The sequence below is a fragment of the Pseudomonas shirazica genome (genome assembly GCF_015168335.1).
GTDB lineage: Bacteria > Pseudomonadota > Gammaproteobacteria > Pseudomonadales > Pseudomonadaceae > Aquipseudomonas > Aquipseudomonas asiatica.
Genome location: NZ_CP063456.1, coordinates 3,455,294 through 3,480,790, shown reverse-complemented (window position 1 = coordinate 3,480,790; position 25,497 = coordinate 3,455,294). Strand labels below are relative to the sequence as shown.

The 25,497-nt window shown below is 63.4% G+C and carries 21 protein-coding genes; 14 read left to right on the top strand and 7 right to left on the bottom strand.

Features of this window, described 5'->3' with window-relative positions; translation table 11 throughout:
• Window positions 1-7: 7 nt before the first annotated feature.
• The 5 genes from fadA to IMX18_RS16055 all read left to right on the top strand — a co-directional run bounded on the left by fadA (window position 8) and on the right by IMX18_RS16055 (window position 5,280).
• The gene (fadA, locus tag IMX18_RS16075; protein WP_013971712.1) at window positions 8-1,183 is read left to right on the top strand and encodes an acetyl-CoA C-acyltransferase FadA; all 1,176 of its coding nucleotides are present in this window, start codon (window positions 8-10) and stop codon (window positions 1,181-1,183) included.
• 77 nt (window positions 1,184-1,260) lie between these two features.
• Window positions 1,261-1,512, top strand: a complete 252-nt coding sequence (locus IMX18_RS16070) for a DUF1653 domain-containing protein (protein ID WP_015269530.1) — start codon at window positions 1,261-1,263, stop codon at window positions 1,510-1,512.
• A gap of 100 nt (window positions 1,513-1,612) precedes the next feature.
• Window positions 1,613-4,222, top strand: coding sequence for a type I DNA topoisomerase (gene topA / locus IMX18_RS16065; protein ID WP_015269531.1), 2,610 nt, complete (start codon window positions 1,613-1,615; stop codon window positions 4,220-4,222).
• A 258-nt stretch (window positions 4,223-4,480) separates the two neighbouring features.
• Window positions 4,481-4,996 carry a DUF6586 family protein gene (locus IMX18_RS16060; protein WP_043935471.1) on the top strand — a complete coding sequence of 172 codons (516 nt, stop codon included), beginning with the start codon at window positions 4,481-4,483 and terminating at the stop codon, window positions 4,994-4,996.
• A gap of 50 nt (window positions 4,997-5,046) precedes the next feature.
• Window positions 5,047-5,280, top strand: coding sequence for a hypothetical protein (locus IMX18_RS16055; RefSeq protein ID WP_004376430.1), 234 nt, complete (start codon window positions 5,047-5,049; stop codon window positions 5,278-5,280).
• Between the two features lie 49 nt (window positions 5,281-5,329).
• Here the strand turns inward: IMX18_RS16055 and sulA are convergent, their stop codons facing one another.
• On the bottom strand, window positions 5,330-5,806 hold the full coding sequence (gene sulA / locus IMX18_RS16050) for an SOS-induced cell division inhibitor SulA (RefSeq protein WP_015269532.1): 477 nt from the start codon (window positions 5,804-5,806) through the stop codon (window positions 5,330-5,332).
• A gap of 13 nt (window positions 5,807-5,819) precedes the next feature.
• Entirely contained in the window at window positions 5,820-6,428 is a 609-nt protein-coding gene (gene lexA, locus IMX18_RS16045; RefSeq protein ID WP_004376420.1) for a transcriptional repressor LexA, read from the bottom strand.
• Window positions 6,429-6,643: 215 nt separating this feature from the next.
• On the opposite strand from lexA, the gene IMX18_RS16040 reads away from it, so the two are divergent.
• From IMX18_RS16040 to nagZ (IMX18_RS16025), 4 genes are all read left to right on the top strand, one after another.
• Entirely contained in the window at window positions 6,644-7,357 is a 714-nt protein-coding gene (locus tag IMX18_RS16040) for a TetR/AcrR family transcriptional regulator (RefSeq protein ID WP_013971718.1), read from the top strand.
• Between the two features lie 40 nt (window positions 7,358-7,397).
• Entirely contained in the window at window positions 7,398-7,922 is a 525-nt protein-coding gene (locus IMX18_RS16035) for a L,D-transpeptidase (protein ID WP_015269533.1), read from the top strand.
• Between the two features lie 22 nt (window positions 7,923-7,944).
• On the top strand, window positions 7,945-8,943 hold the full coding sequence (gene nagZ, locus IMX18_RS16030) for a beta-N-acetylhexosaminidase (protein ID WP_170976293.1): 999 nt from the start codon (window positions 7,945-7,947) through the stop codon (window positions 8,941-8,943).
• 194 nt (window positions 8,944-9,137) lie between these two features.
• Entirely contained in the window at window positions 9,138-10,136 is a 999-nt protein-coding gene (nagZ, locus tag IMX18_RS16025) for a beta-N-acetylhexosaminidase (RefSeq protein WP_178075723.1), read from the top strand.
• Between the two features lie 126 nt (window positions 10,137-10,262).
• Here nagZ (IMX18_RS16025) and IMX18_RS16020 read toward each other — a convergent pair whose 3' ends face one another.
• Genes IMX18_RS16020 through mfd form a run of 3 tightly spaced genes read right to left on the bottom strand, consistent with a single transcriptional unit; the run spans window position 10,263 to window position 17,640 of the window.
• Window positions 10,263-13,607, bottom strand: coding sequence for a DEAD/DEAH box helicase (locus tag IMX18_RS16020; protein WP_081013962.1), 3,345 nt, complete (start codon window positions 13,605-13,607; stop codon window positions 10,263-10,265).
• A 1-nt stretch (window position 13,608) separates the two neighbouring features.
• Window positions 13,609-14,181 (bottom strand): CsiV family protein, encoded by a 573-nt coding sequence (locus IMX18_RS16015; protein WP_004376408.1) that lies wholly within the window; start codon window positions 14,179-14,181, stop codon window positions 13,609-13,611.
• Window positions 14,182-14,190: 9 nt separating this feature from the next.
• On the bottom strand, window positions 14,191-17,640 hold the full coding sequence (gene mfd, locus IMX18_RS16010; protein ID WP_217190932.1) for a transcription-repair coupling factor: 3,450 nt from the start codon (window positions 17,638-17,640) through the stop codon (window positions 14,191-14,193).
• A gap of 167 nt (window positions 17,641-17,807) precedes the next feature.
• Between mfd and IMX18_RS16005 the strand changes: the two genes are divergently transcribed.
• The 3 genes from IMX18_RS16005 (at window position 17,808) to sthA (ending at window position 22,060) form a co-directional block, all read left to right on the top strand.
• Window positions 17,808-19,271, top strand: coding sequence for a glyceraldehyde-3-phosphate dehydrogenase (locus IMX18_RS16005; RefSeq protein WP_043935474.1), 1,464 nt, complete (start codon window positions 17,808-17,810; stop codon window positions 19,269-19,271).
• Between the two features lie 195 nt (window positions 19,272-19,466).
• Window positions 19,467-20,465 carry an FAD:protein FMN transferase gene (locus tag IMX18_RS16000; RefSeq protein WP_100413500.1) on the top strand — a complete coding sequence of 333 codons (999 nt, stop codon included), beginning with the start codon at window positions 19,467-19,469 and terminating at the stop codon, window positions 20,463-20,465.
• Window positions 20,466-20,665: 200 nt separating this feature from the next.
• Complete coding sequence (gene sthA, locus IMX18_RS15995) at window positions 20,666-22,060, top strand: Si-specific NAD(P)(+) transhydrogenase (RefSeq protein ID WP_013971726.1); 1,395 nt, start codon at window positions 20,666-20,668, stop codon at window positions 22,058-22,060.
• Between the two features lie 42 nt (window positions 22,061-22,102).
• On the opposite strand, the gene IMX18_RS15990 is transcribed toward sthA, so the two are convergent.
• Window positions 22,103-22,825 (bottom strand): glycerophosphodiester phosphodiesterase, encoded by a 723-nt coding sequence (locus IMX18_RS15990; protein WP_013971727.1) that lies wholly within the window; start codon window positions 22,823-22,825, stop codon window positions 22,103-22,105.
• Between the two features lie 31 nt (window positions 22,826-22,856).
• Entirely contained in the window at window positions 22,857-23,441 is a 585-nt protein-coding gene (locus IMX18_RS15985; RefSeq protein WP_013971728.1) for a PilZ domain-containing protein, read from the bottom strand.
• Between the two features lie 93 nt (window positions 23,442-23,534).
• On the opposite strand from IMX18_RS15985, the gene IMX18_RS15980 reads away from it, so the two are divergent.
• Entirely contained in the window at window positions 23,535-24,785 is a 1,251-nt protein-coding gene (locus tag IMX18_RS15980; RefSeq protein WP_015269543.1) for a lipoprotein-releasing ABC transporter permease subunit, read from the top strand.
• Between the two features lie 7 nt (window positions 24,786-24,792).
• Window positions 24,793-25,476, top strand: coding sequence for a lipoprotein-releasing ABC transporter ATP-binding protein LolD (gene lolD / locus IMX18_RS15975; RefSeq protein WP_169774647.1), 684 nt, complete (start codon window positions 24,793-24,795; stop codon window positions 25,474-25,476).
• The last annotated feature ends 21 nt before the right edge of the window (window positions 25,477-25,497 follow it).

The following is a 25,497-nucleotide window of genomic DNA, read 5'->3' as shown; positions in this document are numbered from 1 at the left end:
ATTTGATATGAGCCTGAATCCAAGAGACGTGGTGATTGTCGACTTCGGTCGCACGCCGATGGGCCGCTCCAAGGGTGGCATGCACCGCAATACCCGCGCCGAAGACATGTCGGCGCACCTGATCAGCAAGCTGTTGGAACGCAACGACAAGGTCGACCCGAAAGAAGTCGAGGACGTGATCTGGGGCTGCGTCAACCAAACCCTCGAGCAGGGCTGGAACATCGCCCGCATGGCCTCGCTGATGACCCAGATCCCGCACACTTCCGCGGCGCAGACCGTCAGCCGCCTGTGCGGCTCGTCGATGAGCGCGCTGCACACCGCCGCCCAGGCGATCATGACCGGCAACGGTGATGTGTTCGTGGTCGGTGGCGTGGAGCACATGGGCCACGTCAGCATGATGCATGGCGTCGACCCCAACCCGCACCTGTCCTTGCATGCTGCCAAGGCTTCCGGGATGATGGGCCTGACCGCGGAAATGCTCGGCAAGATGCACGGCATCACCCGTGAGCAGCAGGACCTGTTCGGCCTGCGTTCGCACCAGCTGGCCCACAAGGCCACGGTCGAAGGCAAGTTCAAGGACGAAATCATCCCGATGCAGGGCTACGACGAGAACGGCTTCCTGAAGGTGTTCGATTTCGACGAAACCATTCGCCCGGAAACCACCCTCGAAGGCCTGGCATCGCTGAAGCCGGCGTTCAACCCGAAAGGCGGTACCGTCACTGCCGGTACCTCGTCGCAGATCACCGACGGTGCATCGTGCATGATCGTCATGTCCGGTCAGCGCGCCATGGACCTGGGCATCCAGCCATTGGCGGTCATCCGTTCCATGGCGGTAGCTGGTGTCGACCCGGCAATCATGGGCTACGGCCCGGTGCCGTCGACCCAGAAAGCCCTCAAGCGTGCTGGCCTGACCATGGCCGACATCGATTTCATCGAGCTCAATGAAGCCTTCGCTGCACAGGCCCTGCCAGTGCTGAAAGACTTGAAAGTACTCGACAAGATGGATGAGAAGGTTAACCTGCACGGCGGCGCCATTGCCTTGGGCCACCCGTTCGGTTGCTCCGGGGCGCGGATTTCCGGCACCCTGCTCAATGTCATGAAGCAGAATGGCGGTACCCTGGGGGTGGCGACCATGTGCGTCGGCCTCGGCCAAGGTATCACCACTGTCTTCGAGCGCGTCTGATCGCGTAGCGGGACAGCGACCGGGGCCTTGTGCCCCGGTTTTGTTTTTACAGGTTTTATTCAAGAGGGTGGAGCAACATGCAGATACAACCAGGCGTATACCGGCATTACAAAGGGCCTGAGTACCGTGTCTTCAGTGTTGCGCGGCACTCCGAGAGCGAAGAGTGGATGGTGTTCTACCAATGCCTGTATGGTGATTACAGCTTCTGGGTACGGCCACTTTCGATGTTCCGGGAGTCCGTCGAGGTTGACGGCGAGCAGGTGCCACGCTTTGCTTTGGTCAAGGCCGAAGAGGGGCTGCCCGGGGTGCTGGGCAAGTCGCACCAGTGATAGTCCGAACTTGACCTCACACTTTTGCCACTATATATAGCGGTGCCGCGTCTGGCACCTGACGCGTTTTTCATCTTCAGATTCAGGAATACTCCGATCCATGGGCAAATCGCTGGTCATTGTGGAATCCCCGGCCAAGGCCAAGACCATCAACAAGTACCTGGGCAACCAGTACGTGGTGAAGTCGAGTATCGGCCATATCCGAGACCTCCCCACCAGCGGTTCGGCCAGCGCCAGCAAAGAGCCAGCCGCCAAGCGTGGCAAGGCCGCGGGTGAGGCTCCGGCCCTGTCGCCGAAGGAAAAGGCCCGCCGCCAGCTGGTGGCACGCATGGGCGTCGACCCCGACCACGGCTGGAAGGCCAAGTACGAGATCCTGCCTGGCAAGGAAAAGGTGATCGAAGAGCTGCGCCGCCTGGCGAAGGACGCCGACACCATCTATCTCGCAACCGACTTGGACCGCGAAGGGGAAGCCATTGCCTGGCACCTGCGCGAGGCCATCGGCGGCGACGACACCCGCTACAAGCGCGTGGTGTTCAACGAAATCACCAAGAAGGCTATCCAGGAAGCCTTCTCGCAGCCGGGCGAGCTGGATATCGACCGGGTCAACGCGCAGCAGGCGCGGCGTTTCCTCGACCGCGTGGTCGGCTACATGGTTTCGCCGCTGCTGTGGGCCAAGATCGCCCGGGGCTTGTCCGCCGGCCGTGTACAGTCGGTCGCGGTGAAGCTGGTGGTGGAGCGCGAGCGTGAAATCCGCGCGTTCATCCCGGAAGAGTACTGGGAAATCCATGCCGACCTCGGCACCGCCAAGAACGCCAAGGTGCGCTTCGAAGTGGCCCGCGAGAAGGGCGAGGCCTTCAAACCGCTGAACGAAGCCCAGGCCATGGCCGCGCTGGAGAAGCTCAAGGCTTCCAGCTACAGCGTGGTCAAGCGCGAAGACCGCCCGACCAGCAGCAAGCCTTCGGCACCGTTCATTACCTCCACCTTGCAGCAGGCCGCCAGCAACCGCCTGGGCTTCGGTGTGAAGAAAACCATGATGATGGCCCAGCGCTTGTACGAAGCCGGCTACATCACCTACATGCGTACCGACTCGACCAACCTGTCGGCCGACGCCCTGGATATGGCGCGCAGCTACATCGAGCGCGAGTTCGGCAAGCAGTACCTGCCCGAGGCACCGCTGGTGTACGGCAGCAAGGAAGGCGCCCAGGAGGCGCACGAAGCGATTCGTCCTTCCGACGTGAACACCCACCCGAGCAAGCTCAGTGGCATGGAGCGTGACGCCGAGCGCCTGTATGAGCTGATCTGGCGCCAGTTCCTGGCCTGCCAGATGCCGCCGGCGCAGTACCTGTCCACCAGCGTCACCGTGGCTGCAGGCGACTTCGAGTTGCGTGCCAAGGGCCGTATCCTCAAGTTCGACGGTTACACCCGTGTGCTGCCGCAACAGAGCAAGCCTGGCGAAGACGACGTGTTGCCGGAAATGGTCCAGGGCGAAGCGCTGAAGCTGATCCAGATCGACCCGAGCCAGCACTTCACCAAGCCACCGGCGCGCTTCACCGAAGCCAGCCTGGTCAAGGAAATGGAAAAGCGCGGCATCGGTCGCCCGTCGACCTATGCGGCGATCATTTCGACCATTCAGGACCGTGGCTATGTGACCCTGCACAACCGCCGCTTCTATTCCGAGAAGATGGGCGACATCGTCACCGAGCGCCTGTCCGAAAGCTTCTCCAACCTGATGGACTACGGCTTTACCGCCGACATGGAAGAGAACCTCGACGACGTGGCCCAGGGCGAGCGTGACTGGAAGAACGTGCTCGACGAGTTCTACGGCGACTTCAGCAAGAAACTGCAGACTGCCGAGTCCAGCGAAGACGGCATGCGTGCCAACCAGCCGACCATGACCAACATTCCGTGCAAGGAATGTGGCCGGCCGATGATGATCCGCACCGCCTCCACCGGCGTGTTCCTCGGTTGCTCGGGCTACAGCCTGCCGCCGAAAGAGCGCTGCAAGGCCACCGTCAACCTGGTGCCGGGCGACGAGATTGCCGCCGACGACGAGGGCGAATCGGAATCCCGCGTGTTGCTGGGCAAGCACCGCTGCCCGATCTGCGCCACGGCGATGGATGCATACCTGCTGGACGAGAAGCACAAGCTGCACATCTGCGGTAACAACCCGGATTGCGCTGGCTACGAGATCGAGGAAGGCAACTACCGCATCAAGGGTTACGAAGGGCCGAGCCTGGAGTGCGACAAGTGTGGCAGCGAGATGCAGTTGAAGACTGGCCGCTTTGGCAAGTTCTTCGGTTGCACCAACCCGGCGTGCAAGAACACTCGCAAACTGCTCAAGAGCGGCGAGGCGGCGCCACCGAAGATGGACAAGGTGGACATGCCGGAGCTCAAGTGCGAGAAGGTCGACGATACCTACGTGCTGCGTGATGGCGCTTCGGGGCTGTTCCTGGCAGCCAGCCAGTTCCCCAAGAATCGCGAAACCCGTGCACCGCTGGTGCTGGAAATCGTTCCACACAAACACGAGATTGATCCGAAGTACCACTTCCTGTGCGATGCGCCGCAGAAAGACCCGGAAGGCCGCCCTGCAGTTATCCGCTACAGCCGCAAGACCAAGGAGCAGTATGTGCAGTCCGAGGTTGATGGCAAGCCGACCGGCTGGAAGGCGTTCTACGACGGCAATGCGTGGAAGGTTGAAGACAAGCGCTGATTCTTCATCAGTCTCTGACCTGCGCGCGCCCTTGTAGGAGCGGCCTTGTGTCGCGAAAGGGCTGCAAAGCAGCCCCAGGATTTCAGCGCAGATGCACAAATTGCTGGGGCTGCTTTGCAGCCCTTTCGCGACACAAGGCCGCTCCTACAGCTGACCGCGTTAACCGGTCAGGCGGGGCAAGCCTGCGTAGGGGCGCAAAGCGGCCCCAATCATTTATGATGCAGCTATCCGCCTTGCAGCCTTAGGGAGGTCACTGAAATGGCCCAGGAACTCTACACCCGCACCAATCAGAAACTGTTCTTTGCCGGCCTCGCCCTGGAGTCCATGGCCAAGGCCGAACAAAGCCAGGCCATGAATGCCCAGGGCCTGGTCCAGGCCGAACGCGAGTCGGCGCTGTTCCATCTCTACGGCGCATTGCTGGGCCTGTGTCATGAAATTGGTGGCTTCTACCGCCTGCCAGTTGTTGCAACTGTCGAGCAAGCACTGGCTGACGACGCCCTGAACGGTATCGCCATCCCGGAAGTGGCCGAGCTGCTGGAGCTGGCCCGCCAGCGCGAAACCTGGCTGGCACAAATGCTTGGTGCTTATGCCGATTTGTTCCGACCACCGGTCGCGAAAAAAACGCCGAAAACCGACGTTACCCAGCCATTGATTCAGGCGGTCAATCTCGATGAGCCCGAGCATCCGGCGCTGTCGCATGCCGAACTGGAACGCTGGCGCAGCGACCTCAAAGGCCTGGTGAGACGTTTCCGTGACGCGTTGAGTGAGTGCTGATAGCAGCTACGGCTGGTACAATGCCGGCCTTTCGCGGAGAACTGCCATTTATGTCTACGTCGTTTCTGGAAATTGTCGAGTTGCCTGATGGCCGCATCGAACTGCGTCGCGCCGAGGATGAGGGCTCTCTGGTAACCCTGGATTTCTCGGAAGACGCCAAGGCGTTCCTGCAGGGTCAGCATGTGGAAGTGGCCAAGGCCATGCTCAGCGTGGGCGTACAGATGGCCGGTCGCCTGATGGATGGCGAGCTTGAGCGTGATGAAGGGCCGCGAGTGCTGCACTGAGGTGCAGCAAGGCATCAGGTTTCATGCAGTGACAGGCAAAGCCTGAACATCAGCCGAGGCGGATGTTCAGGCTTTGTGCGTTTCCGGCACTGGCAGCGCGCAGCAATTGCTGGCGCGCAGTGGCGTTGACATTGCCCAGCCAGCTGACGACGGTGTGGCTGCGGCCCAGACGCAAGGCTTCGCAGGCCAGTTGAAGCGGGCTTTGATTGCCGCGAGGTTGCAGCAGCAGGATGCGTTCACGGTTGAGCCCGGCATCGCGCAGCCAGGCCTGGGTCAGGCTCGACGGCGGGGCGATCAGGGTCAGCCAGCGGGTCTCGTCCTCTTCGCTCAGTTCGCGCAGCACGGGTGCCAGCAGGCTTTGGCAATGCCCGGGGGCTCCGCGCAGCGACAGTTCGCTGAACAGCTCGGGCTGGCTGTTCTTGCGTGCCACTTCGCTGGCTTTCAGGCCAGGCAGTACGGGCTGGGCGAGGAATGCTTCGAACAATGGCAACTGAGCTTGCTCGGGTACGTGAATGAACTGCTGCATGATGCCTCCTGGATCAGCGGCGAATGACGCCGACGCTCAAGCCCTCGATCACCAGCTCCTGTTCTTTCAGGTCGACTTCGATGGGGGCGAATTCGGGGTTTTCGGCAAGCAGCCACACCTTGCTGCCTTCGCGCTTGAAGCGCTTGACGGTGACTTCGTCGCCGATGCGGGCCACGACGATCTGGCCATTGCGGGCTTCGCGGCAGGTGTGTACCGCCAGCAGGTCGCCATCGAAGATGCCGACGTCCTTCATACTCATGCCGTGTACGCGCAGCAGATAGTCGGCCTGGGGGTGGAAGAAGTCGGGGTTGATGTTGCAGGATTGCTCGATGTGCTGTTCGGCAAGGATCGGCGCACCGGCGGCAACCCGGCCGATGATCGGCAGGCCGCTTTCTTCGGCCTTGGCTTCCAGGCCGGGGATGCGAATACCACGGGAGGCGCCCGGGGTCATCTCGATCGCGCCTTTGCGGGCGAGGGCCTTGAGGTGCTCCTCGGCGGCGTTGGGCGACTTGAAGCCCAGCTCCTGAGCAATCTCGGCGCGCGTCGGCGGGAAGCCGTTGTCTTCCAGGCAACGCTTGATGAACGCGAGAATTTCGGCTTGGCGTGGCGTCAGTTTCAACATGGTGAGCGCTCTGTCTTTTTGTACAGTGACTGGGATTATATACAGTACTGGATGCGCTGCAAGCCAAAACCCGCAATAAACAGTAGCAATGGCGCTTGCAGCCACCCGCCTGGCGTTTTTAAATGGCGACCGACCGGTCACCGAGCCTTGACAGAAACAGGGCTGAAACGTATGTTTCAAACACCTGTTTGTCTGGCGGAGTAGTCGGAGTAGTCATGGCCCAATCGGAAACCGTTGAACGCATTCTCGATGCTGCCGAGCAGCTGTTCGCGGAAAGGGGGTTCGCAGAAACCTCGTTGCGGCTGATTACCAGCAAGGCCGGGGTCAACCTGGCGGCAGTCAACTATCACTTCGGCTCCAAGAAGGCCCTGATCCAGGCAGTGTTTTCGCGCTTCCTCGGGCCGTTCTGCGCCAGCCTCGAACGTGAGCTGGAGCGGCGCCAGGCCAAGCCTGAGCACAAGCCGAGCCTCGAGGAGCTGCTGGAAATGCTGGTCGAGCAGGCTTTGGCCGTGCAGCCGCGCAGCAACAACGACCTGTCGATCTTCATGCGCCTGCTGGGTCTGGCCTTCAGCCAGAGCCAGGGCCACCTGCGGCGTTACCTGGAAGACATGTACGGCAAGGTGTTCCGCCGGTACATGCTACTGGTCAACGAGGCCGCGCCGCGCATTCCGCCGCTGGAGCTGTTCTGGCGCGTGCACTTCATGCTTGGCGCCGCCGCCTTCAGCATGTCTGGTATCAAGGCCCTGCGGGCGATTGCCGAAACCGATTTCGGCATCAATACCTCGATCGAGCAGGTAATGCGCCTGATGGTGCCGTTCCTGGCTGCGGGCATGCGTGCCGATAGCGGTGTAACCGACGACGCCATGGCCGCCGCGCAGCTGCGCCCGCGCACCAAGACCAGCGCAGGCGCGACCACCGCCAAGGCCTGAAGGCTGGGCGGGGCAGGGCGCTTCGGCTAAGCTAGCGCCCATGCCTGACCTCGACTTCCTGCACATTTCCCTCGCCGATCAGCGCCTTTATGGTTTTGCCGATGGCCAGCTGCGCGTACGCCTGCCGGTTTCAACGGCGCGCAACGGCGCCGGCGAGCGCAACGGCTCGGGTTGCACGCCGTGTGGCTTGCACCAGGTGCGAGCGAAGATCGGCGCGGGCTTGCCGCTGAAAGCGGTATTGGTCGGGCGGCGCTGGACCGGCGAGGTGTGGTCGCCGGCCTTGCATGCGCAATACCCCGGCCGGGACTGGATCCTCACCCGCATCCTCTGGCTTAGTGGCTGCGAGCCGGGTGTCAACCGCCTGGGTGCGGTCGACACCTTCCGCCGTTATATCTACCTGCACGGCACCCCGGATACGGAACCCTTGGGCGTAGCGCTGTCCCATGGATGCATACGCCTGCGCAACATCGATTTGCTAAGCCTGTTCGAGCAGGTGCCGGCCCATTGCCCGGTGCGCATCGAGCAGGCCGCCTGCCCCCAGTGGGCTTCTCTCAGTCTTCAATGAAGGATTACCCATGACTGTCAGCCTGCAAGGCTCCCTGATGGTGGATATCGCCGGTAAATGGCTGACCGCCGAAGACCGTCACCTGCTACGCCAACCTGAAGTGGCTGGCCTGATCATTTTTGCCCGCAACATCGACAGCCCGCGCCAGGTGCGTGAACTGTGCGCGTCGATCCGTGCCATCCGGCCCGACCTGATCCTGGCGGTGGACCAGGAGGGCGGCCGGGTGCAGCGCCTGCGCCAGGGCTTTGTGCGCCTGCCGGCCATGCGAGCGCTGGCCGACAATGACAACGCCGAGTACCTGGCCGAGCAGTGCGGTTGGTTGATGGCGACCGAGGTGCTGGCGGTTGGCCTGGACCTCAGCTTTGCCCCAGTACTCGACCTGGACCACCAGCGCAGCGCCGTGGTGGGCAGCCGCGCCTTCGAGAGTGACCCGCTGCGTGCCACGCAACTGGCCGGGGCGTTCATCCGTGGCATGAATGCGGCGGGTATGGCGGCTTGTGGCAAGCACTTCCCGGGGCATGGCTGGGCCGAAGCGGACTCGCATGTGGCCATCCCGACCGATGAGCGCAGCCTCGAACAGCTGCGCCAGGCCGACCTGGTGCCGTTCACCCGCCTGAGCGGGCAATTGGCGGCAGTGATGCCGGCGCATGTCATCTACCCGCAGGTCGACAACCAGCCGGCTGGCTTCTCGCGGCGCTGGTTGCAGGACATCCTGCGTGGCGAGCTGGGTTTCGACGGGGTGATTTTCAGTGACGATTTGTCGATGGCCGGCGCACATGTTGTCGGGGACGCGGCGAGCCGCATCGAAGCAGCACTGAGCGCCGGTTGTGATATGGGGCTGGTTTGCAATGATCGGGCGGCGGCGGAGCTGGCATTGAGTGCGGCACAACGCATGAAGGTAAAACCTTCGCCACGCATCGCAGGCATGCGCGGGCAAGGGTTTGCGCGGACTGACTATCGTCAGCAGCCTCGTTGGCAGCAGGCATTGTCCGCGTTGAAGGACGCTCAACTGGTCGACTGACGAGGCTCCACCCTGCTCGGTCCGAGACAGGATCCTGCGTTTTCGATGTGCGTATTGCGTGAGTACACCGGGAAATGTGCCCCGGTGTACCAGGCGGCACGCATTCCAGAGACTCGGGCAAAGCGGAGATTTCTCCGCTTCGCCCGTAATGGGTTTCTGATATTCGATTAGAGGATTTTGTAATGACAGTTTGTATGCAGGGGGCCTTGATGGTCGATATCGAAGGCACAGGGCTGACGCCTGAGGATCGTCGGTTATTGCTCCAGCCTGAAGTAGCTGGTTTGATCATCTTTGCTCGTAATATTGCCCACCCGCGTCAGGTGCGGGAGCTGTGCGCTTCGGTACGTGCTTTGCGCCCTGACCTGATCATTGCGGTCGATCAGGAAGGTGGGCGGGTGCAACGCTTGCGTGAAGGGTTCGTCAGGTTGCCATCCATGCGGCAGATCGCCCAGAGCGATGATGCCGAGCGATTGGCCGGGCATTGTGGCTGGTTGATGGCAACCGAGGTGCTGGCGATCGGGCTGGATTTGAGTTTTGCTCCAGTGCTCGATCTGGATCATGGGCGCAGTGCAGTCATTGGTGCACGTGCCTTCGATGGTGATCCAGAGCGTGTCACTCAGCTGGGTGGGGCGTTCATCCGGGGCATGACTGCAGCGGGCATGGCAGCATGCGGCAAGCATTTTCCTGGGCATGGCTGGGCTGAGGCCGATTCGCATGTGGCCATTCCCGTAGATGATCGCAGCCTGGATGAACTGCGCAAGACGGACCTGGTGCCATTTACCCGATTGGCACGCCAGCTGTCGGCAGTGATGCCTGCACATGTGATCTATCCCCAGGTCGATAGTAAGCCCGCCGGTTTTTCGAGGCGCTGGCTTCAGGACATTCTCAGGGGGGAGCTTGGCTTCGATGGCGTGATTTTCAGTGATGATCTGTCCATGGCCGGTGCCCATGTGGTCGGAGATGTTGCTGGTCGCGTCGAGGCTGCTTTCGGTGCGGGATGTGACGTGGGCCTGGTATGTAATGACCGGGCTTCGGCAGAGCTTGCTCTGCTTGCTGCGCAGCGCTTGAAAGTCAAGCCATCGCCGCGCCTTGCTCGGATGCGAGGCTTCAGTTTTGCACGCACTGACTATCGCCAGCAGCCGCGGTGGCTGGAGGCGTTGGGGGCGTTGCGAGAGGCGCAGTTGGTCGATTGACCGCGCCGGCCCCTTCGCGGGCACGCCCGCTCCCACAGGTACGGCACCGCCCTTGAGGGCACTGATCTCCCTGTGGGAGCGGGTTTACCCGCGAAGAGGCCGGTACAGGCAGCGAAGGATTCTGGGCTACCGCCCGCGCTTCCCGGGCAGCGGCGCAAACAGCGCTTCGATCTCTTCATCCCCCAGCCGCCATTGCCCGGCCTGCCCGCCATCCAGCAGGCTCGCCGCAAGCGCGGCCTTCTCCTGCTGCAACAGCTGGATCTTTTCTTCCACCGTTCCCCGGGTGATCAGCTTGAACACGAATACCGGCTTGTCCTGGCCAATGCGGTAGGCGCGGTCGGTAGCCTGGTTTTCGCTGGCCGGGTTCCACCAGGGGTCGAAGTGGATCACCGTGTCCGCGGCTGTCAGGTTCAAGCCCACGCCACCCGCCTTGAGGCTGATCAGGAACACTTCGCTGTCACCCTGCTGGAACTGCTGCACCGGCGTGCGCCGGTCGCGGGTGTCGCCGGTCAGCAGGCTGTAGCGAATCTTGCGCTTCTCCAGTTCCTGCTCGATCAACGCCAGCATCGAGGTGAACTGCGAGAACAACAGTACCCGGCGCCCTTCGCTCAGCAGCTCTTCGAGCATTTCCAGCAGCGCGCCCAGTTTGCCCTTGTCGGCCTGGTTGCCTTTGCTTTCCACCCCTTTGACCAGGCGCAGGTCGCAGCATACCTGGCGCAGCTTGAGCAGGGCGTCGAGGATGATGATCTGGCTGCGCGCGGCGCCATTGCGGGCGATTTCATCGCGGACTTTCTTGTCCATGGCCACCCGCACGGCTTCGTAGGTGTCGCGCTGGGCATCGCTAAGCTCGACCCAGTGCACCATCTCGGTCTTGGCCGGCAGCTCGGTGGCCACCTGCTCCTTGGTGCGGCGCAGCAGGAACGGGCGGATGCGGCTGGCCAGGTGGGCCATGCGCTCGCTGTCGCCGTGGCGCTCGATCGGTGTGCGGTAGTCCTGGTTGAAGCGCTTCAGGTCACCCAGCCAGCCAGGCATGAGGAAGTGGAAAATCGACCACAGCTCGCCCAGGTTGTTTTCCATTGGCGTGCCGGTCAGGCAGACGCGCTGATTGGCCCGCAGCTCGCAAACCGCGAGGGCGGCCTTGCTGGTGCTGCTCTTGATGTTCTGTGCCTCGTCCAGCACCAGCACATGCCAGGCCTGGGCGCGCAGGTGCTCGAGGTCGCGTGGCACCAGGGCATAGGTGGTCAGGACCAGGTCGTATTCGTGCAGTTTGGCGAAATGCTTGCTGCGCCCCGGGCCTTGCAGGGCCAGCACGCGCAGCCCGGGGGCGAAGCGCTGGGCTTCGTCCAGCCAGTTGGGCACCAGGCTGGTCGGCATCACCGCCAGGGCCGGTGCGCTCAGGCGCCCGGACTGTTTTTCCAGCAGCAGGTGTGCCAGGGCCTGCAGGGTCTTGCCCAGCCCCATGTCGTCGCCGAGGATGCCGCCGGTGCCCATCTCGCGCAGCGCCTGCAGCCAGTTCAGGCCTTGTTGCTGGTAAGGGCGCAGGCTGGCCTGCAACCCGGACGGCGGTTCTACCTGCAAGTCACGGGCATCGCGCAGGCGACGGCCCAGGTCGCGCACATGCTCGCCACCCTCCCAATGCAGGGGCAGGCCGTCGATGTCGTTCAGGCGTGAGGCATCGGCACGGTCCAGGCGCAGGGACGGGCCTGCGGCGTCTTCGTGCAGGTACAGTTCGCCCAAGGTGCCCATCACTGCCTTGATGCGGCCATAGGGCAAGGCAACGCGCAGGGCCGGGGCATCTAGGCGGCCACGGTTGAGGTCGATCAGCAGGTGCTCGTCGTCACTGCGCCGGGCCAGTTCGCTGGGGCGCAGCAGCTCCGGGTTGCTGCGCAGCAGTTGCAGCACGATCGGCAGCAGGCTGTGGCGCTGGCCATCGACCACGATGCCCAGCTCCAGGTCGAACCATTCATGGCCGGGCGCTTCGTCGATGGTGGCGTACCAGTCGTCCACTTCCTGCAGGTTGAAGGCGAAGTCGCGGTGGATGTCGATGTTCCAACCGGCTTCGCGCAGGCGCGGCAGGCCTTCGCGGGCAAAGCGCAGCCAGGCTTCGTCATCGGGCAACTGGAGCATCTCGCCGGCACTGTCAGGCAGGGCCTTGCTCTGCCGGGTGGCGGCCTTGAAACCGAGGTCGCGCAGCACCTTGCGCAGCGCCTGTTCGGCCTGGGGCTGGCGGCGGATGCGCTGGCAGGTGTTGTCTACCAGGCGGGTCAGCGGTTTTTCGTCGCTGCCGCTGGCGCGTAAACCGTCATAGTCGAACGCCAGTGCGGCCCGATGCTGCATCTGCCGCTGCATGCGGCCGGTCTTGGGCATGTAGGCGCTGAATTCAAGGCTGCCCAGCGTCAGGTGCGGCCTGGGTTGAATACTGTCGATCTCTTCACTGCGTACGCTTGTAGGCGTTGGAACCTGGCGATTCAGTGCGTTCAAGCGGTGGCTCAGGGGGATGATCAAGTGTTCGGGCACCGTAGGTGCGCTTGCCAGTTGGCTGGCAATGAACGGGTCAAGATCATGTACAAGCTTGCCAGTCATGCCCGTCTGGGTATCGATGTAATAGAGCGGGTCGAGCGGCAGTGCCATGTCATGCATCCGCTCATCATGGTGCCACGCACCACGATAGCTGCCGTTCTCAAGCCTCATCCAGCGAAACTCGGCCGGCAGTGTCGGCCCGGGGGCTAGTGGCAACAGTTGCTCGCCGTAGATCAGGCGGCCACTGGCCAGTGCGAACTCGTACAGCTCTGCGCCTTGCTTTCCTTCCAGCCTTGCGATTGGCATGTTGGTGTTTTTGCCAAGGGCGTCAATCAGCCTGAGGATGCGCAGGTCCTCATCAGTTACGTAACGTGGCGTGTAGTAGAGCATCTCAGGCAGCGAGCTGGCACGGGCGAGTTTCAGCTGGCCATCGGCTTCGCGGGTGCCTTTGGATACGCTGAGCGTGCAAAGGCCGTGCTCATTAACGACCTTGTAGTAGAGCGACGGGCCTTTGCGCCTGGCAGGCTCGGCAGGCTTTGTCGGAGCTTCCAGGGCCTCGACCCAATGGGCGAGTTCAGGTGGGAGGTCCAGAGATTGCCGGGCTGCGTCAACCGTTGGGTGAGGGGCATCATGGCTGCCCTCGGCGTAATCCGGCCCGCGCTCCAGCAAATAGAGCGCAGCCGCACAATGCTTGCAGTCTTCGCCCACCGGGCATGAGCAAGTGCCTCGGCACTCCAGGCCATCTTCCGTCATGTCCAGCGTGATGCGCTGGTAGTAGGTCCGGCCGCCGGAACCTGCGCACTGGGCGCGGACGGTCATGTCGAGGATGGACACGATTTCGCTTCTGCCTTCCTCGGCGTAGTCCAGGCCGCGTTGCAGGGACTTGCGGTCAAACGCGAACGTCCAGCCGTCGTGCTCCCGCACAAAGAACTGCGCATCGCTCTCGCTCACATCACTGCTCCATCATCTCCGGGTCCATCACTGGCATTTTAGGCGTACCTGGTGGTGTCACCTTCAGCAGCACCGCCAGGTGCCCACCGTCGAGGAAGGTCAGCTGGCCGCCCTTGACGTTGCTGTTGCTCTGCTTGAACTGCTCGCTTTGCAGCACGCTGCCGTTGCCGTCCAGCTGGTTGACCCAGAAGTTGGCCTCGACCGCAATGAAACGGCCCTCGGCGATGCTCAGGTTGCCTTCGATGGGGAAGTGGCCGAACTGCTCGGTGCCTTCGCCCAGGGCGATGCGGCTGGGCTCGCTGCCCACTTGCTGCTGCCAGGCCTTGTGCAGTAGCACGGTGTAGTCCGCGGTGGCTTCCAGGCGGGTGGCTTCGTCTTCCAGCGCCAGGCGGCGCTCGGCGTCCTTTTCCAGGCGCGGAGCGCCGGCGCTCCAGTCTTCGGGGGCGAACGGGCTGGTGAAGGCGGGCACGCTGTTCTGCCGCACCAGGATCATTTCTACCTGATACAGGCCTTCGGCGAAGGCGGCCGGGGCGAACAGCGCCAGCAGCAGGGTCAGGCAACGGATGGCACGCATGGATCTTCCTTAGGCAGGCTGTGGGGTCAGGCGCTCGAACAGCGCCTCCAGGTTATTGAAGCGTTCGTCGGGGCGTTCCATGGGTACCAGGAAGCGGAACTGGGTGGCGCCTTCGAACTTGTAGCGTTTGGGCTGGCCCTGAATCAGCTTGATCAGGGTCAGCGGGTCGACCGGGGTCTCGGCCTCGAACTCGATCTTGCCGCCGTTGGGGCCGGCGTCGACTTTCTTGATGCCGAGCTTTTCCGCGTGCAGCTTGAGCGAGGTCAGGCGCATCAGGTTCTTGGTCGGCTCGGGCAGCAGGCCGAAGCGGTCGATCATTTCCACCTGCAGGTCCTTGAGGCCTTCTTCATCGGCGGCCGAGGCAATGCGCTTGTACAGGATCAGCCGTGCATGCACGTCGGGCAGGTAGTCCTCGGGGATCAGTGCCGGCAGGCGCAGGTTGATTTCCGGACCACCACCCAGCGGCTGCTCAAGGTTGGGCTGGGTACCCTTGCGGATCGCCTTGACCGCGCGTTCGAGCATTTCCATGTACAAGGTAAAGCCCACCGCCTGGATCTGCCCGCTCTGGCCTTCGCCCAGCAGCTCGCCGGCTCCGCGAATCTCCAGGTCGTTGGTGGCCAGCACGAAGCCGGCACCGAGGTCCTGGGTGTTGGCGATCGCCTCCAGGCGTTTTTCGGCGTCGGCGCTGACCTTCTGCCGGGTTGGCGTCAGCAGGTAGGCGTAGGCCTGGTGGTGGCTTCGGCCAACACGGCCGCGCAGCTGGTGCAGCTGGGCCAGGCCGAACTTGTCGGCGCGCTCGATGACGATCGTGTTGGCGCTGGGCACGTCGATGCCGGTTTCGATGATGGTCGAGGCCACCAGCACGTTGAAGCGCTTGTGGTAGAAATCGCTCATCACCTGTTCCAGCTCGCGCTCGCGCATCTGCCCGTGGCCGATACCGATGCGCGCCTCTGGCACCAGTTCGGCAAGGTCGGCGGCGCATTTCTCGATGGTTTTCACATCGTTGTGCAGGTAGTACACCTGGCCACCGCGCAGCAGCTCGCGCAGCAGCGCCTCCTTGACCGTGCTCTTGTTCTGCTCCATGACGAAGGTGCGTACCGACAGGCGGCGCGCTGGCGGCGTGGCGATGATCGACAGGTCGCGCATGCCCGCCACCGCCATGTTCAGCGTACGCGGGATCGGCGTGGCGGTGAGGGTGAGGATGTCCACTTCGCTGCGCAGGGCCTTGAGCTGTTCCTTCTGGCGCACGCCAAAGCGGTGCTCTTCGTCGATGATGGCCAGGCCCAGGTCCTTGAAGCGTACATCGTCCTGCAGCAGCTTGTGGGTGCCGATGAGGATGTCGATCTTGCCTTCGGCCAGATCGGCGGCGGCGTTGGCCACTTCCTTGGCCGACTTGAAGCGGCTCATCACCTCCACGGTCACCGGCCAGTCGGCAAAGCGGTCGCGGAAGCTGTTGTAGTGCTGCTGGGCGAGCAGGGTGGTGGGCACCAGCACGGCCACCTGGCGGCCGCTGTGTACGGCGATGAACGCTGCGCGCATGGCCACTTCGGTCTTGCCGAAGCCGACGTCGCCGCACACCAGGCGGTCCATCGGCTTGGGCGCCAGCATGTCGGCACGCACGGCTTCGATGGCAGCCTGCTGATCCGGGGTTTCCTCGAACGGGAAGCCGGCGCTGAAGGTGGCGTAGTCGGCGGACGGGTCGGCAAATGCATAGCCTTTGCGCGCGGCGCGGCGGGCATAGATATCGAGCAGTTCGGCGGCGACGTCGCGCACTTGTTCGGCGGCCTTGCGCTTGGCCTTCTGCCAGGCCTCCGAGCCCAGCCGGTGCAGCGGTGCCAGGGCATCGTCGCTCCCGGTGTAGCGAGCGATCAGATGCAGGTTGGCCACCGGCACGTACAGCTTGGCGCCCTCGGCGTATTCCAGGGTGAGGAATTCGGCGGCCTGGCCGTCGATTTCCAGGGTGGCCAGGCCCAGGTAGCGGCCCACGCCATGGTCGATGTGCACCACCGGCGCGCCTTCGCGCAGCTCGGTCAGGTTCTTGATCACCGCGTCGTTGGCGGTTTCGCCACGCTTGTCGCGGCGCCGGCGCTGCATGACTCGCTGGCCGAACAGCGGGCTTTCGGCGATCAGGGCCAGGCCTGGGTCGTCCAGCAGCAGGCCTTCGTCCAGTGGGGCGATGGTGATTGCCAGGCGTTCGCTGCCGGTGATGAAGTCGGCCCAGCCGTCGACGGTATGCGGGCGCAGTTTCAGCCGCTCGAGCAGCTCCAGCAGCACTTCGCGGCGGCCCGCCGATTCGGCGGTGAACAACACCCGGCCGGGGAACTGGTCGAGGAAGTTGGCCAGTTCGGCCAGGGGCTGGTTGGCCTTGGCTTCGATTGCCAGGTTGGGCAGGGCGCGTGCCGGGAAGCGCTCGCGACCCACGCCCGGGTCGAGGTCTTCGGTGCTGACCACTACCCGTGGCCATTGCTTGAGCCGGGCAAAGCAGTCTTCCACCGGCAGGAACAGCTCGGCCGGCGGCAGCAGCGGCCGGCTCAGGTCGCCACGGCGGTCTTCATAACGCCCGCGCACGTCGTTCCAGAAGTGTTCGGCGGCCTGTTCCACGCCGGGCAGCGAGAACACCTGGGTGTCGGCCGGCAGGTAGTCGAACAGGGTCGAGGTTTCTTCGAAGAACAGCGGCAGGTAGTACTCGATGCCGGCGGGGATGATACCGCTGGCCAGGTCCTGGAAGATCGCGCTGCGGCGGAAATCGACATCGAAGCGTTCGCGGAAGCGCGCCTTGAAGCGGGTCACTTCCTCTTTCTGCATCGGGAACTCGCGCGCCGGCAGCAGGCGCACCGAATCCACCTTGTCGATCGAGCGCTGGGTCTCGGGGTCGAAGGTGCGCAGCGTCTCGATCTCGTCATCGAACAGGTCGATACGGTAGGGCAGCTTGCTACCCATCGGGAACAGGTCGATCAACGCGCCGCGCACGGCGAACTCGCCATGCTCGTAGACGGTGTTGACGCAGCGATAGCCACTGGCCTCCAGGCGCAGGCGCATCTGCTCCACGTCGATGGTCTGGCCCACGTCCAGCACCAGGCTGCTGCCCAGCAGGAAGCGGGTCGGCGCCAGGCGGTGCAGGGCGGTGGTGACCGGCACCACGAGGATGCCGTGGCTCAGCTCGGGCAGGCGGTAGAGGCTGGCGATGCGCTGGGAAATGATGTCCTGGTGCGGCGAGAACAGGTCGTAGGGCAGGGTTTCCCAATCGGGGAACGGCAGCACCGGCAGGTCCGGGGCAAAGAAGCGAAGTTCCTGTTCCAGACGATCGGCAGCCTGGCTGTCGGCTGTCAGCAGCAAAGTGAAGCGGCCCGCGCTGCTGGCGGCCTCGGCGATGGCCAGGCTGAGGGCGGCACCGGGTAGATTGCCCCAGGTTTGTTTGCCGGCCGTGGCCGACATTTGCGGTAGGCGCAGAACTGACACGGGAGATTGCACTCCAAGCGTTGCGGCAAAGAGATCGATTGTACCGGTGACGGTGCCGGCTGTCAGGTTCGAAAGGGCGTGAACGCTGGCTTGCGTGGCCGCGACAGGCGCTCATTGCCCGTAACGCGTTGGGGCGTCATAATGTAGCCCCTTTTTTCTGTCCCTACATGTGGAAGGTTCCCGTGACTCAGAAGCCCGACCAGTGTCTTGGTGAGTGGATCGATCGTGAAGCCCTGGCTGAAGCGATGATCCCGCTTATCGGTCAGCTCTACCGCAACAACAACGTGGTGAGCTCGATTTATGGCCGTAGCCTGATCAACCGTTCGGTTATCTCGATCCTCAAGGCGCACCGCTTTGCGCGTCATCGTCAAGCCGACGAAACCGAACTGTCCGTCCACGAGACATTCCCCCTGCTCAAGGCCATGAGCGAGCTGAAACTGGGCGCCGCTTCGGTCGACCTGGGCAAGCTGGCCAACAAGTTCAAGCAGGAAGGCAATGGCCGCACTGCCGAGCAGTTCGTCCGTGAAGAACTGGCCGCGGTAGTTGGCCAGCAGAACGCTTCGGCGCGCAAGGGCACCGACGTTGTGCTGTACGGTTTCGGTCGCATCGGCCGCCTGCTGGCGCGCATCCTGATCGAGAAGACCGGTGGTGGCGACGGCCTGCGCCTGCGCGCCATCGTCGTGCGCAAGGGCGCCGAGAACGACCTGGTCAAGCGTGCCAGCCTGCTGCGCCGTGACTCGGTGCACGGCCCGTTCGATGGCACCATCACCATCGACGAAGCCAACAACACCATCACCGCCAACGGCAACCTGATCCAGGTTATCTACGCCAAGAGCCCGAGCGAAGTCGACTACACCCAGTACGGCATCGAAAACGCGCTGATCGTCGACAACACCGGCGTATGGCGTGATGCCGACGGCCTGGGCCAGCACCTGGCCTGCCCGGGCGCTGCCCGCGTGATCCTCACCGCACCTGGCAAGGGCGCGCTGAAGAACATCGTGCACGGCATCAACCACGGCGACATCGCTGCCGATGACAAGATCATCTCGGCCGCTTCCTGCACCACCAACGCCATCGTGCCGGTGCTCAAGGCCATCAACGACCAGTACGGCATCGTCAACGGCCACGTCGAAACCGTTCACTCGTTCACCAACGACCAGAACCTGATCGACAACTTCCACAAGGGCAGCCGCCGTGGCCGTGCCGCGCCGCTGAACATGGTCATCACCGAAACCGGCGCCGCCACTGCTGCCGCCAAGGCACTGCCAGTGCTGAAGGGCAAGCTGACCGGCAACGCCATTCGCGTACCGACGCCGAACGTTTCGATGGCCATCCTCAACCTGAACCTCGAGAAGGCCACCAGCCGCGACGAGATCAACGAGTACCTGCGCCAGACCGCCATGCACTCGGAACTGCACAAGCAGATCGATTACGTCAGCTCGCAGGAAGTGGTTTCGACCGACTTCGTCGGTTCGCGCCACGCCGGTGTGGTTGACGCCGAAGCGACCATCTGCAATGACAACCGCGTTGTTCTGTACGTCTGGTACGACAACGAATTCGGTTACAGCTGCCAGGTGGTTCGTGTGATGGAAGAGATGGCCGGTGTGAACCCGCCAGCGTTTCCGCACTGATACGCTTGTAAGGCAATGAAAAAACGGGAACCTTCGGGTTCCCGTTTTTTTATCCAGAATTTTTGTTGCCTGTGCCGGCCTCTTCGCGGGTAAACCCGCTCCCACAGGGCCGCGTCGTCCGTGAGGGCAGTGGTATACCTGTGGGAGCGGGTATACCCGCGAAGAGGCCGGCACAGGCAACCGAGAGCCCGAACCTTGCGCACAGCCTTGCTGTTCATCCTCATGCTGCTCACCGCCTGCAACCAGGGCCCCACCCTGGAGCGCCTGGGTGGCCCGACCATGGGCAGCAGCTACAGCATCCAGTACGTGCGCGAACCCGGCGGCCCGGCGCCGGTTCAGGTGCAGGCGGCAGTCGAAACCATCCTGCACGGCATCGACCAGCACTACTCGACCTACCGCGGCGACTCCACCATCAGCCGTTTCAACCAGTTGCCCGCCAACCAGTGCCAGGTACTGCCGCCCGACATGCTCGAACTGGTCAGCCTTGGTCAGCACCTGGCCGAGCAGAGCGGCGGCGCCTTCGACCTTACCGTCGAACCCTTGCTCGACCTGTGGGGGTTCGGCCCCCAGGCCCGTCACGAACAGGTGCCCGACCCGTCGGCCCTGGCCCAGGTGCGCCAGCGCGTGGGCTACCGGCATCTGCACATCGACGGCCAGGCCCTGTGCAAGGACGCCCCGGTGAAGCTCGACTTCAACAGCATCGCCGCCGGCCATGCCGTCGACCTGATCGCCGCGCGCCTGCAGGCCATGGGCGTGGCCAACTTTGTCGCCGAAGCCACCGGCGAGCTCAAGGCCGCCGGCCGCAAACCGGATGGCAGCCCCTGGCGCATCGCCCTGGAGCTACCCCGCGAAGATCGCCAGATAGCCCGCCAGATCATCCCGGTCAATGGCCTTTCGGTATCGACCTCGGGTGACTATCGGCACTATTTCGAGGAGAATGGCCGGCGCTATTCGCACACCTTCGATGCCCGCCTCGGGCGCCCGGTGCAGCACGACCTGGCCGCAGTCACCGTGCTCGATGCCTCGGCGCTGCAGGCCGACGGCTATTCGACGCTGCTGTTGATCCTGGGCCCGGAACGTGGCTGGGATTTTGCCGTGGCGCATGGCCTTGCCGCGGTATTGGTGACTCGGGCCGAGGGTGGCTTCGTCTCCCGAGCTACGCCCGCATTCGAACGGGCAGTGAAAGGCGAGTGAAAGCACAAGCAGGGATGATCGCCGCCAGGGAATGGTTCACATGTAGTGCGGGCGAAATTGGCCTACGACGCGACCAAGGGTTAATGTGCGCGGCGTTCACGCTTGATTAGACTGCACCCGAATTTTCTCATGACGCCCCGGCGGCATGATCGCGCCCCGCGAGCGACCGTAGCTTGCGGGCCAGTTCTGAAGGAGTACGCATGGCTGTCTACAACTACGACGTAGTGGTGCTGGGTTCCGGCCCGGCCGGAGAAGGTGCGGCAATGAACGCCGCCAAAGCAGGGCGCAAGGTGGCGATGGTCGATAGCCGTCGCCAGGTCGGGGGCAACTGCACCCACCTGGGCACCATCCCGTCCAAAGCACTGCGTCACTCGGTGCGGCAGATCATGCAGTTCAACACCAACCCGATGTTCCGTGCCATCGGTGAGCCGCGCTGGTTCTCGTTCCCCGACGTGCTGAAAAGCGCCGAGAAGGTCATCGCCAAGCAGGTAGCGTCGCGCACCGGCTACTACGCACGTAACCGCGTGGACGTGTTCTTCGGCACCGGCAGCTTCGCCGACGAGCAGACCGTCGAAGTGGTTTGCCCGAACGGTGTGGTGGAAAAGCTCAACGCCAAGCACATCATCATCGCCACTGGCTCGCGCCCGTACCGCCCGGCCGATATCGACTTCCACCACCCGCGCGTCTACGACAGCGATACCATCCTCAGCCTCAGCCACACCCCACGCAAGCTGATCGTGTACGGAGCCGGCGTGATCGGTTGCGAATACGCCTCGATCTTCAGCGGCCTGGGTGTATTGGTAGAGCTGGTAGACAACCGTGGCCAGTTGCTGAGCTTCCTCGACTCGGAAATTTCCCAGGCGCTGAGCTACCACTTCAGCAACAACAACATCACCGTGCGCCACAACGAAGAGTATGAGCGCGTCGAAGGCCTGGACAACGGGGTGATCCTGCACCTGAAGTCGGGCAAGAAGATCAAGGCCGACGCCTTGCTGTGGTGCAACGGCCGTACCGGCAACACTGACAAGCTGGGCCTGGAAAACATCGGTATCAAGGTCAACAGCCGCGGCCAGATCGAGGTCGACGAGGCCTACCGCACCAGCGTGCCGAACATCTACGGTGCCGGCGACGTGATCGGCTGGCCAAGCCTGGCCAGCGCTGCCCATGACCAGGGCCGTTCGGCAGCTGGCAGCATCGTGGACAATGGCAGCTGGCGCTTCGTCAATGATGTGCCGACCGGTATCTATACCATTCCGGAGATCAGCTCGATCGGCAAGAACGAGCAGGAACTGACCCAGGCCAAGGTGCCGTACGAAGTGGGCAAAGCCTTCTTCAAGAGCATGGCCCGTGCACAGATCGCCGGCGAGCCGCAAGGCATGCTGAAGATCCTGTTCCACCGCGAAACACTGGAGGTGCTGGGCGTACACTGCTTCGGCTACCAGGCTTCGGAAATCGTCCATATCGGCCAGGCCGTGATGAACCAGCCGGGCGAGCTGAACAACCTGAAGTATTTCGTCAACACCACGTTCAACTACCCGACCATGGCCGAAGCCTATCGGGTAGCTGCCTACGATGGCCTGAACCGGCTTTTTTGAGCGGCTCCGACCGGTGGCCTGAGCCGGTCGGAGAGACCGATTTCAACCCTGCCCGAGGGTGGTCCTGGCCAAACCGGGAAAGTCTGTAATCAGGCTGTCCACACCGAAGTCAGCGAGCCGGCGCATCAGTGCCGGTTCGTTGACCGTCCACACCGACACGTGCAAACCCTGGGCCTGGGCTTTCAGCAGGCGCTCGGGGGTGCACAGCGTCCAGTTCAATGCCAGCAGGTTGCAGCCGTAGTTCTGTGCCACCTTCAATGGGTCGAGCCAGGCGTATTCGGCTACCAGCCCGCGTTTGACGTCCGGCACCAGCTCCAGGGCGGCACCCAGCACTTCGCGTGAGCTGGAGGTAATGGTCACCTTGTCCAGCAGGCCGTACTGCTGGGCCAGTTCGCGGATCGCCAGCACGGTGGTCGCGGCGCGGGTACGCGAGGCGCTTTTCACTTCCAGCTGCCAATGTTCGAACGGGCACTTCTGGAACAGTTCTTCCAGTCTCGGGATGGGGCAGGGCTGGACATGGCCCGGGCCGCCTTTGCGGGCATCTATCTTGACCAGGTCTGCGGCCGGGTGCTCGACCACCTTGCCGCGTTTGCCGGTGGTGCGCTTGAGGGTAGGGTCGTGGATCACCATCAGCTCGTTGTCGGCCGACAGGTGCAGGTCCAGCTCGCAGCGGGTCACGCCATGGGCGAGGCATTGCTGGAAGCTCTTCAGGGTGTTCTCGGGCGCTTCGCCCTTGGCGCCGCGGTGGCCGTAGATCAGGGTCACGTTCGTTCCTTCAAATCAGAGAAAAATGGGCTCAGGAGGCGGGGTCGTTCTGTTCCAGCTGCTGGCGCCGTTGCTGCTGCTGGCGTTGCAGGATGTAGCGGGCCAGCAATTGCCGTTGGGCGTCGGTCATGTCGGTGAATTCGGTGCCGACCTCGAAGCCGCCCTCCGGGCGCGGGTCGCAATGGGTGACCTTGCCGCGCAGCAGCAGGCCGTGGGCGCGCGGCATCAGCACCATCTTCACCTTCACCCGGGTGCCGGGGGCAACCGCTGTGGCTTGTGCGAACTCGATGCCGCCCTCGGAAATGACCACCGGCTGGGGCTGGCCAACTTCGCCGAGCAGGGTCTGGGCAACTACTGCGCTAAGCAGGTCGAGGCGTTTGTTCTGTGCGCGCAGGAAAGCGGCGAGGGTGCGGTCCTTCTCGCTCAGCTGGCGCAGCAGGTGCTGCGACTCGAAGTCGGACAGGTGCAGCTCGCTGAGCAGGTTGAACAGAGGCGAATCATCTTGCAACACATCTGGGTCAAGGGCTTCGGCCGCGCTGAGGGGGCTGATTTGAAGTGCGATCCGATCTTCGATGCGGTAGTATTCGCGGCGATCTTCTTCGTCTAATGTCGTCATGGCGAACCCAAGGTAGCGGCGGTGGTCCGAGTGTAAAGCCGCCGTAGGCGCCTCGCCACAAGGACGTTCCCTTTCATCCGAACAAGCCCCGACATGTTCAGACCTCTTTTCGCATTCATCGGCACGCGTTATACCCGTGCCAAACGTCGCAATCACTTCGTCTCGTTCATTTCCCTGACCTCGATGATCGGCCTCGCCCTGGGTGTGGTTGTGATGATCGTGGTGCTCTCGGTCATGAACGGTTTCGACCACGAGATGCGTACCCGCGTGTTGGGCATGATCCCCCATGCCACGCTGGAGAGCGGCCAGCCCATTGCCGACTGGCCGGCCCTTGCCCAACAAGTAAAGCAGAATCCGCAGGTGGTGGCGGTTGCGCCCTTCACCCAGATGCAGGGCCTGCTGACCCACGAAGGCAAGGTGCAGAAGGTGCTGCTCAACGGCATCGACCCGGCCCGCGAGCGCGAAGTGTCGATCATCGACAAGTTCGTCCTGCAAGGCCGCCTGGACCAGCTGGCGCCGGGCGAGTGGGGCATCATGATCGGCGACAAGGCCGCGGCCAAGCTGGGCGTGGGCATCGGCGACAAGCTCACCTTCGTCGCCCCCGAGGTCAGCGTGACCCCGGCCGGCATGTTCCCGCGCATGAAGCGCTTCACCGTGGTCGGTACCTTCCACGTGGGCGCGGGCGAAATCGACGGCTACCTGGGCCTGACCAACATCAGCGACCTGTCCCGGCTGCACCGCTGGAAGCCTGACCAGGTCCAGGGCCTGCGCCTGAAGTTCGACGACCTGTTCCAGGCGCCGCGGGTGGCCTGGGACATCGCCCAGCGCCTGGGGGACCAGGAGTTCTACAGCCGTGACTGGACCCGCACCCACGGCAACCTGTACCAGGCGATCCGCATGGAAAAGGCCATGATCGGCCTGCTGTTGCTGCTGATCGTGGCGGTGGCGGCGTTCAACATCATTTCCACCCTGGTGATGGTGGTCAACGACAAGCGTGGCGACATCGCTATTCTGCGTACCTTGGGCGCCACGCCTGGGCAGATCATGCTCATCTTCATGGTCCAGGGCACGGTGATCGGGGTGATCGGTACCCTGATCGGCGCCGTGGTCGGGATCGTCGCCGCGCTGAACGTGAGCGCGGTGATCGCCGGCATCGAGAAACTGATCGGGCACAAGTTCCTCAACGCCGACGTGTACTTCATCGATTACCTGCCGTCGCAGATCCAGGCCCAGGACGTATACATGGTCTGTGGTGCGGCGCTGGTCCTGAGTTTCTTCGCCACCCTGTACCCGGCCTGGCGTGCGGCCCGCACCCAGCCTGCAGAGGCGCTACGTTATGAGTGAGTCGCGCATGAGTGATAAAGCCGTTCTGAGTTGCCGCAACCTGGGCAAGTCCTACGACGAGGGCCCGGAGTCGGTGCAGGTGCTGTCCGGGCTCAACCTCGAGCTGCACGCCGGTGAGCGGGTAGCCATCGTGGGTAGCTCCGGCTCGGGCAAGAGTACCTTGCTCAACCTGTTGGGCGGCCTCGACCGGCCGACCCAGGGCAGCGTCTGGCTGGCCGGCGAGGAGCTGTCGGCACTGGGCGAGCGTGCCCGTGGCCTGTTGCGCAACCGCGAGCTGGGCTTTGTCTACCAGTTCCACCACTTGCTGCCGGAATTCACTGCCATCGAAAACGTGTGCATGCCGTTGCTGATCGGCCGCACGCCGATCCCCGAGGCCCGTGAGCGTGCCGAGGCGCTGCTCAAGCGTGTTGGCCTGGCCCACCGCTTCAACCACAAGCCGGCCGAGTTGTCCGGTGGTGAGCGCCAGCGGGTAGCGATTGCCCGCGCACTGGTCAACCGCCCCGGCCTGGTAATGCTCGACGAGCCGACCGGCAACCTCGACCACCACACCGCCCAGGGCATCCAGGAGTTGATGCAGGAGCTGTCCAGTGCGTCGCGCACGGCGTTCCTGGTGGTCACCCACGACCTCAACCTGGCGCGCCAGATGGATCGTGTATTGAAGCTCGACGACGGCCACCTGGTGGCGATCTGATCGACTGCACGGGGTGGCCGG

What these genes read in the sequence shown, in the direction of transcription:
- fadA (WP_013971712.1), top strand. Translation starts at nt 8, where the DNA reads ATGAGCCTGAATCCAAGAGACGTGGTGATTGTCGACTTCGGTCGCACG.
- IMX18_RS16070 (WP_015269530.1), top strand. Translation starts at nt 1,261, where the DNA reads ATGCAGATACAACCAGGCGTATACCGGCATTACAAAGGGCCTGAGTAC.
- topA (WP_015269531.1), top strand. Translation starts at nt 1,613, where the DNA reads ATGGGCAAATCGCTGGTCATTGTGGAATCCCCGGCCAAGGCCAAGACC.
- IMX18_RS16060 (WP_043935471.1), top strand. Translation starts at nt 4,481, where the DNA reads ATGGCCCAGGAACTCTACACCCGCACCAATCAGAAACTGTTCTTTGCC.
- IMX18_RS16055 (WP_004376430.1), top strand. Translation starts at nt 5,047, where the DNA reads ATGTCTACGTCGTTTCTGGAAATTGTCGAGTTGCCTGATGGCCGCATC.
- sulA (WP_015269532.1), bottom strand. Translation starts at nt 5,806, where the DNA reads ATGCAGCAGTTCATTCACGTACCCGAGCAAGCTCAGTTGCCATTGTTC.
- lexA (WP_004376420.1), bottom strand. Translation starts at nt 6,428, where the DNA reads ATGTTGAAACTGACGCCACGCCAAGCCGAAATTCTCGCGTTCATCAAG.
- IMX18_RS16040 (WP_013971718.1), top strand. Translation starts at nt 6,644, where the DNA reads ATGGCCCAATCGGAAACCGTTGAACGCATTCTCGATGCTGCCGAGCAG.
- IMX18_RS16035 (WP_015269533.1), top strand. Translation starts at nt 7,398, where the DNA reads ATGCCTGACCTCGACTTCCTGCACATTTCCCTCGCCGATCAGCGCCTT.
- nagZ (WP_178075723.1), top strand. Translation starts at nt 9,138, where the DNA reads ATGCAGGGGGCCTTGATGGTCGATATCGAAGGCACAGGGCTGACGCCT.
- IMX18_RS16015 (WP_004376408.1), bottom strand. Translation starts at nt 14,181, where the DNA reads ATGCGTGCCATCCGTTGCCTGACCCTGCTGCTGGCGCTGTTCGCCCCG.
- IMX18_RS16005 (WP_043935474.1), top strand. Translation starts at nt 17,808, where the DNA reads ATGTGGAAGGTTCCCGTGACTCAGAAGCCCGACCAGTGTCTTGGTGAG.
- sthA (WP_013971726.1), top strand. Translation starts at nt 20,666, where the DNA reads ATGGCTGTCTACAACTACGACGTAGTGGTGCTGGGTTCCGGCCCGGCC.
- IMX18_RS15985 (WP_013971728.1), bottom strand. Translation starts at nt 23,441, where the DNA reads ATGACGACATTAGACGAAGAAGATCGCCGCGAATACTACCGCATCGAA.
- IMX18_RS15980 (WP_015269543.1), top strand. Translation starts at nt 23,535, where the DNA reads ATGTTCAGACCTCTTTTCGCATTCATCGGCACGCGTTATACCCGTGCC.
- lolD (WP_169774647.1), top strand. Translation starts at nt 24,793, where the DNA reads ATGAGTGATAAAGCCGTTCTGAGTTGCCGCAACCTGGGCAAGTCCTAC.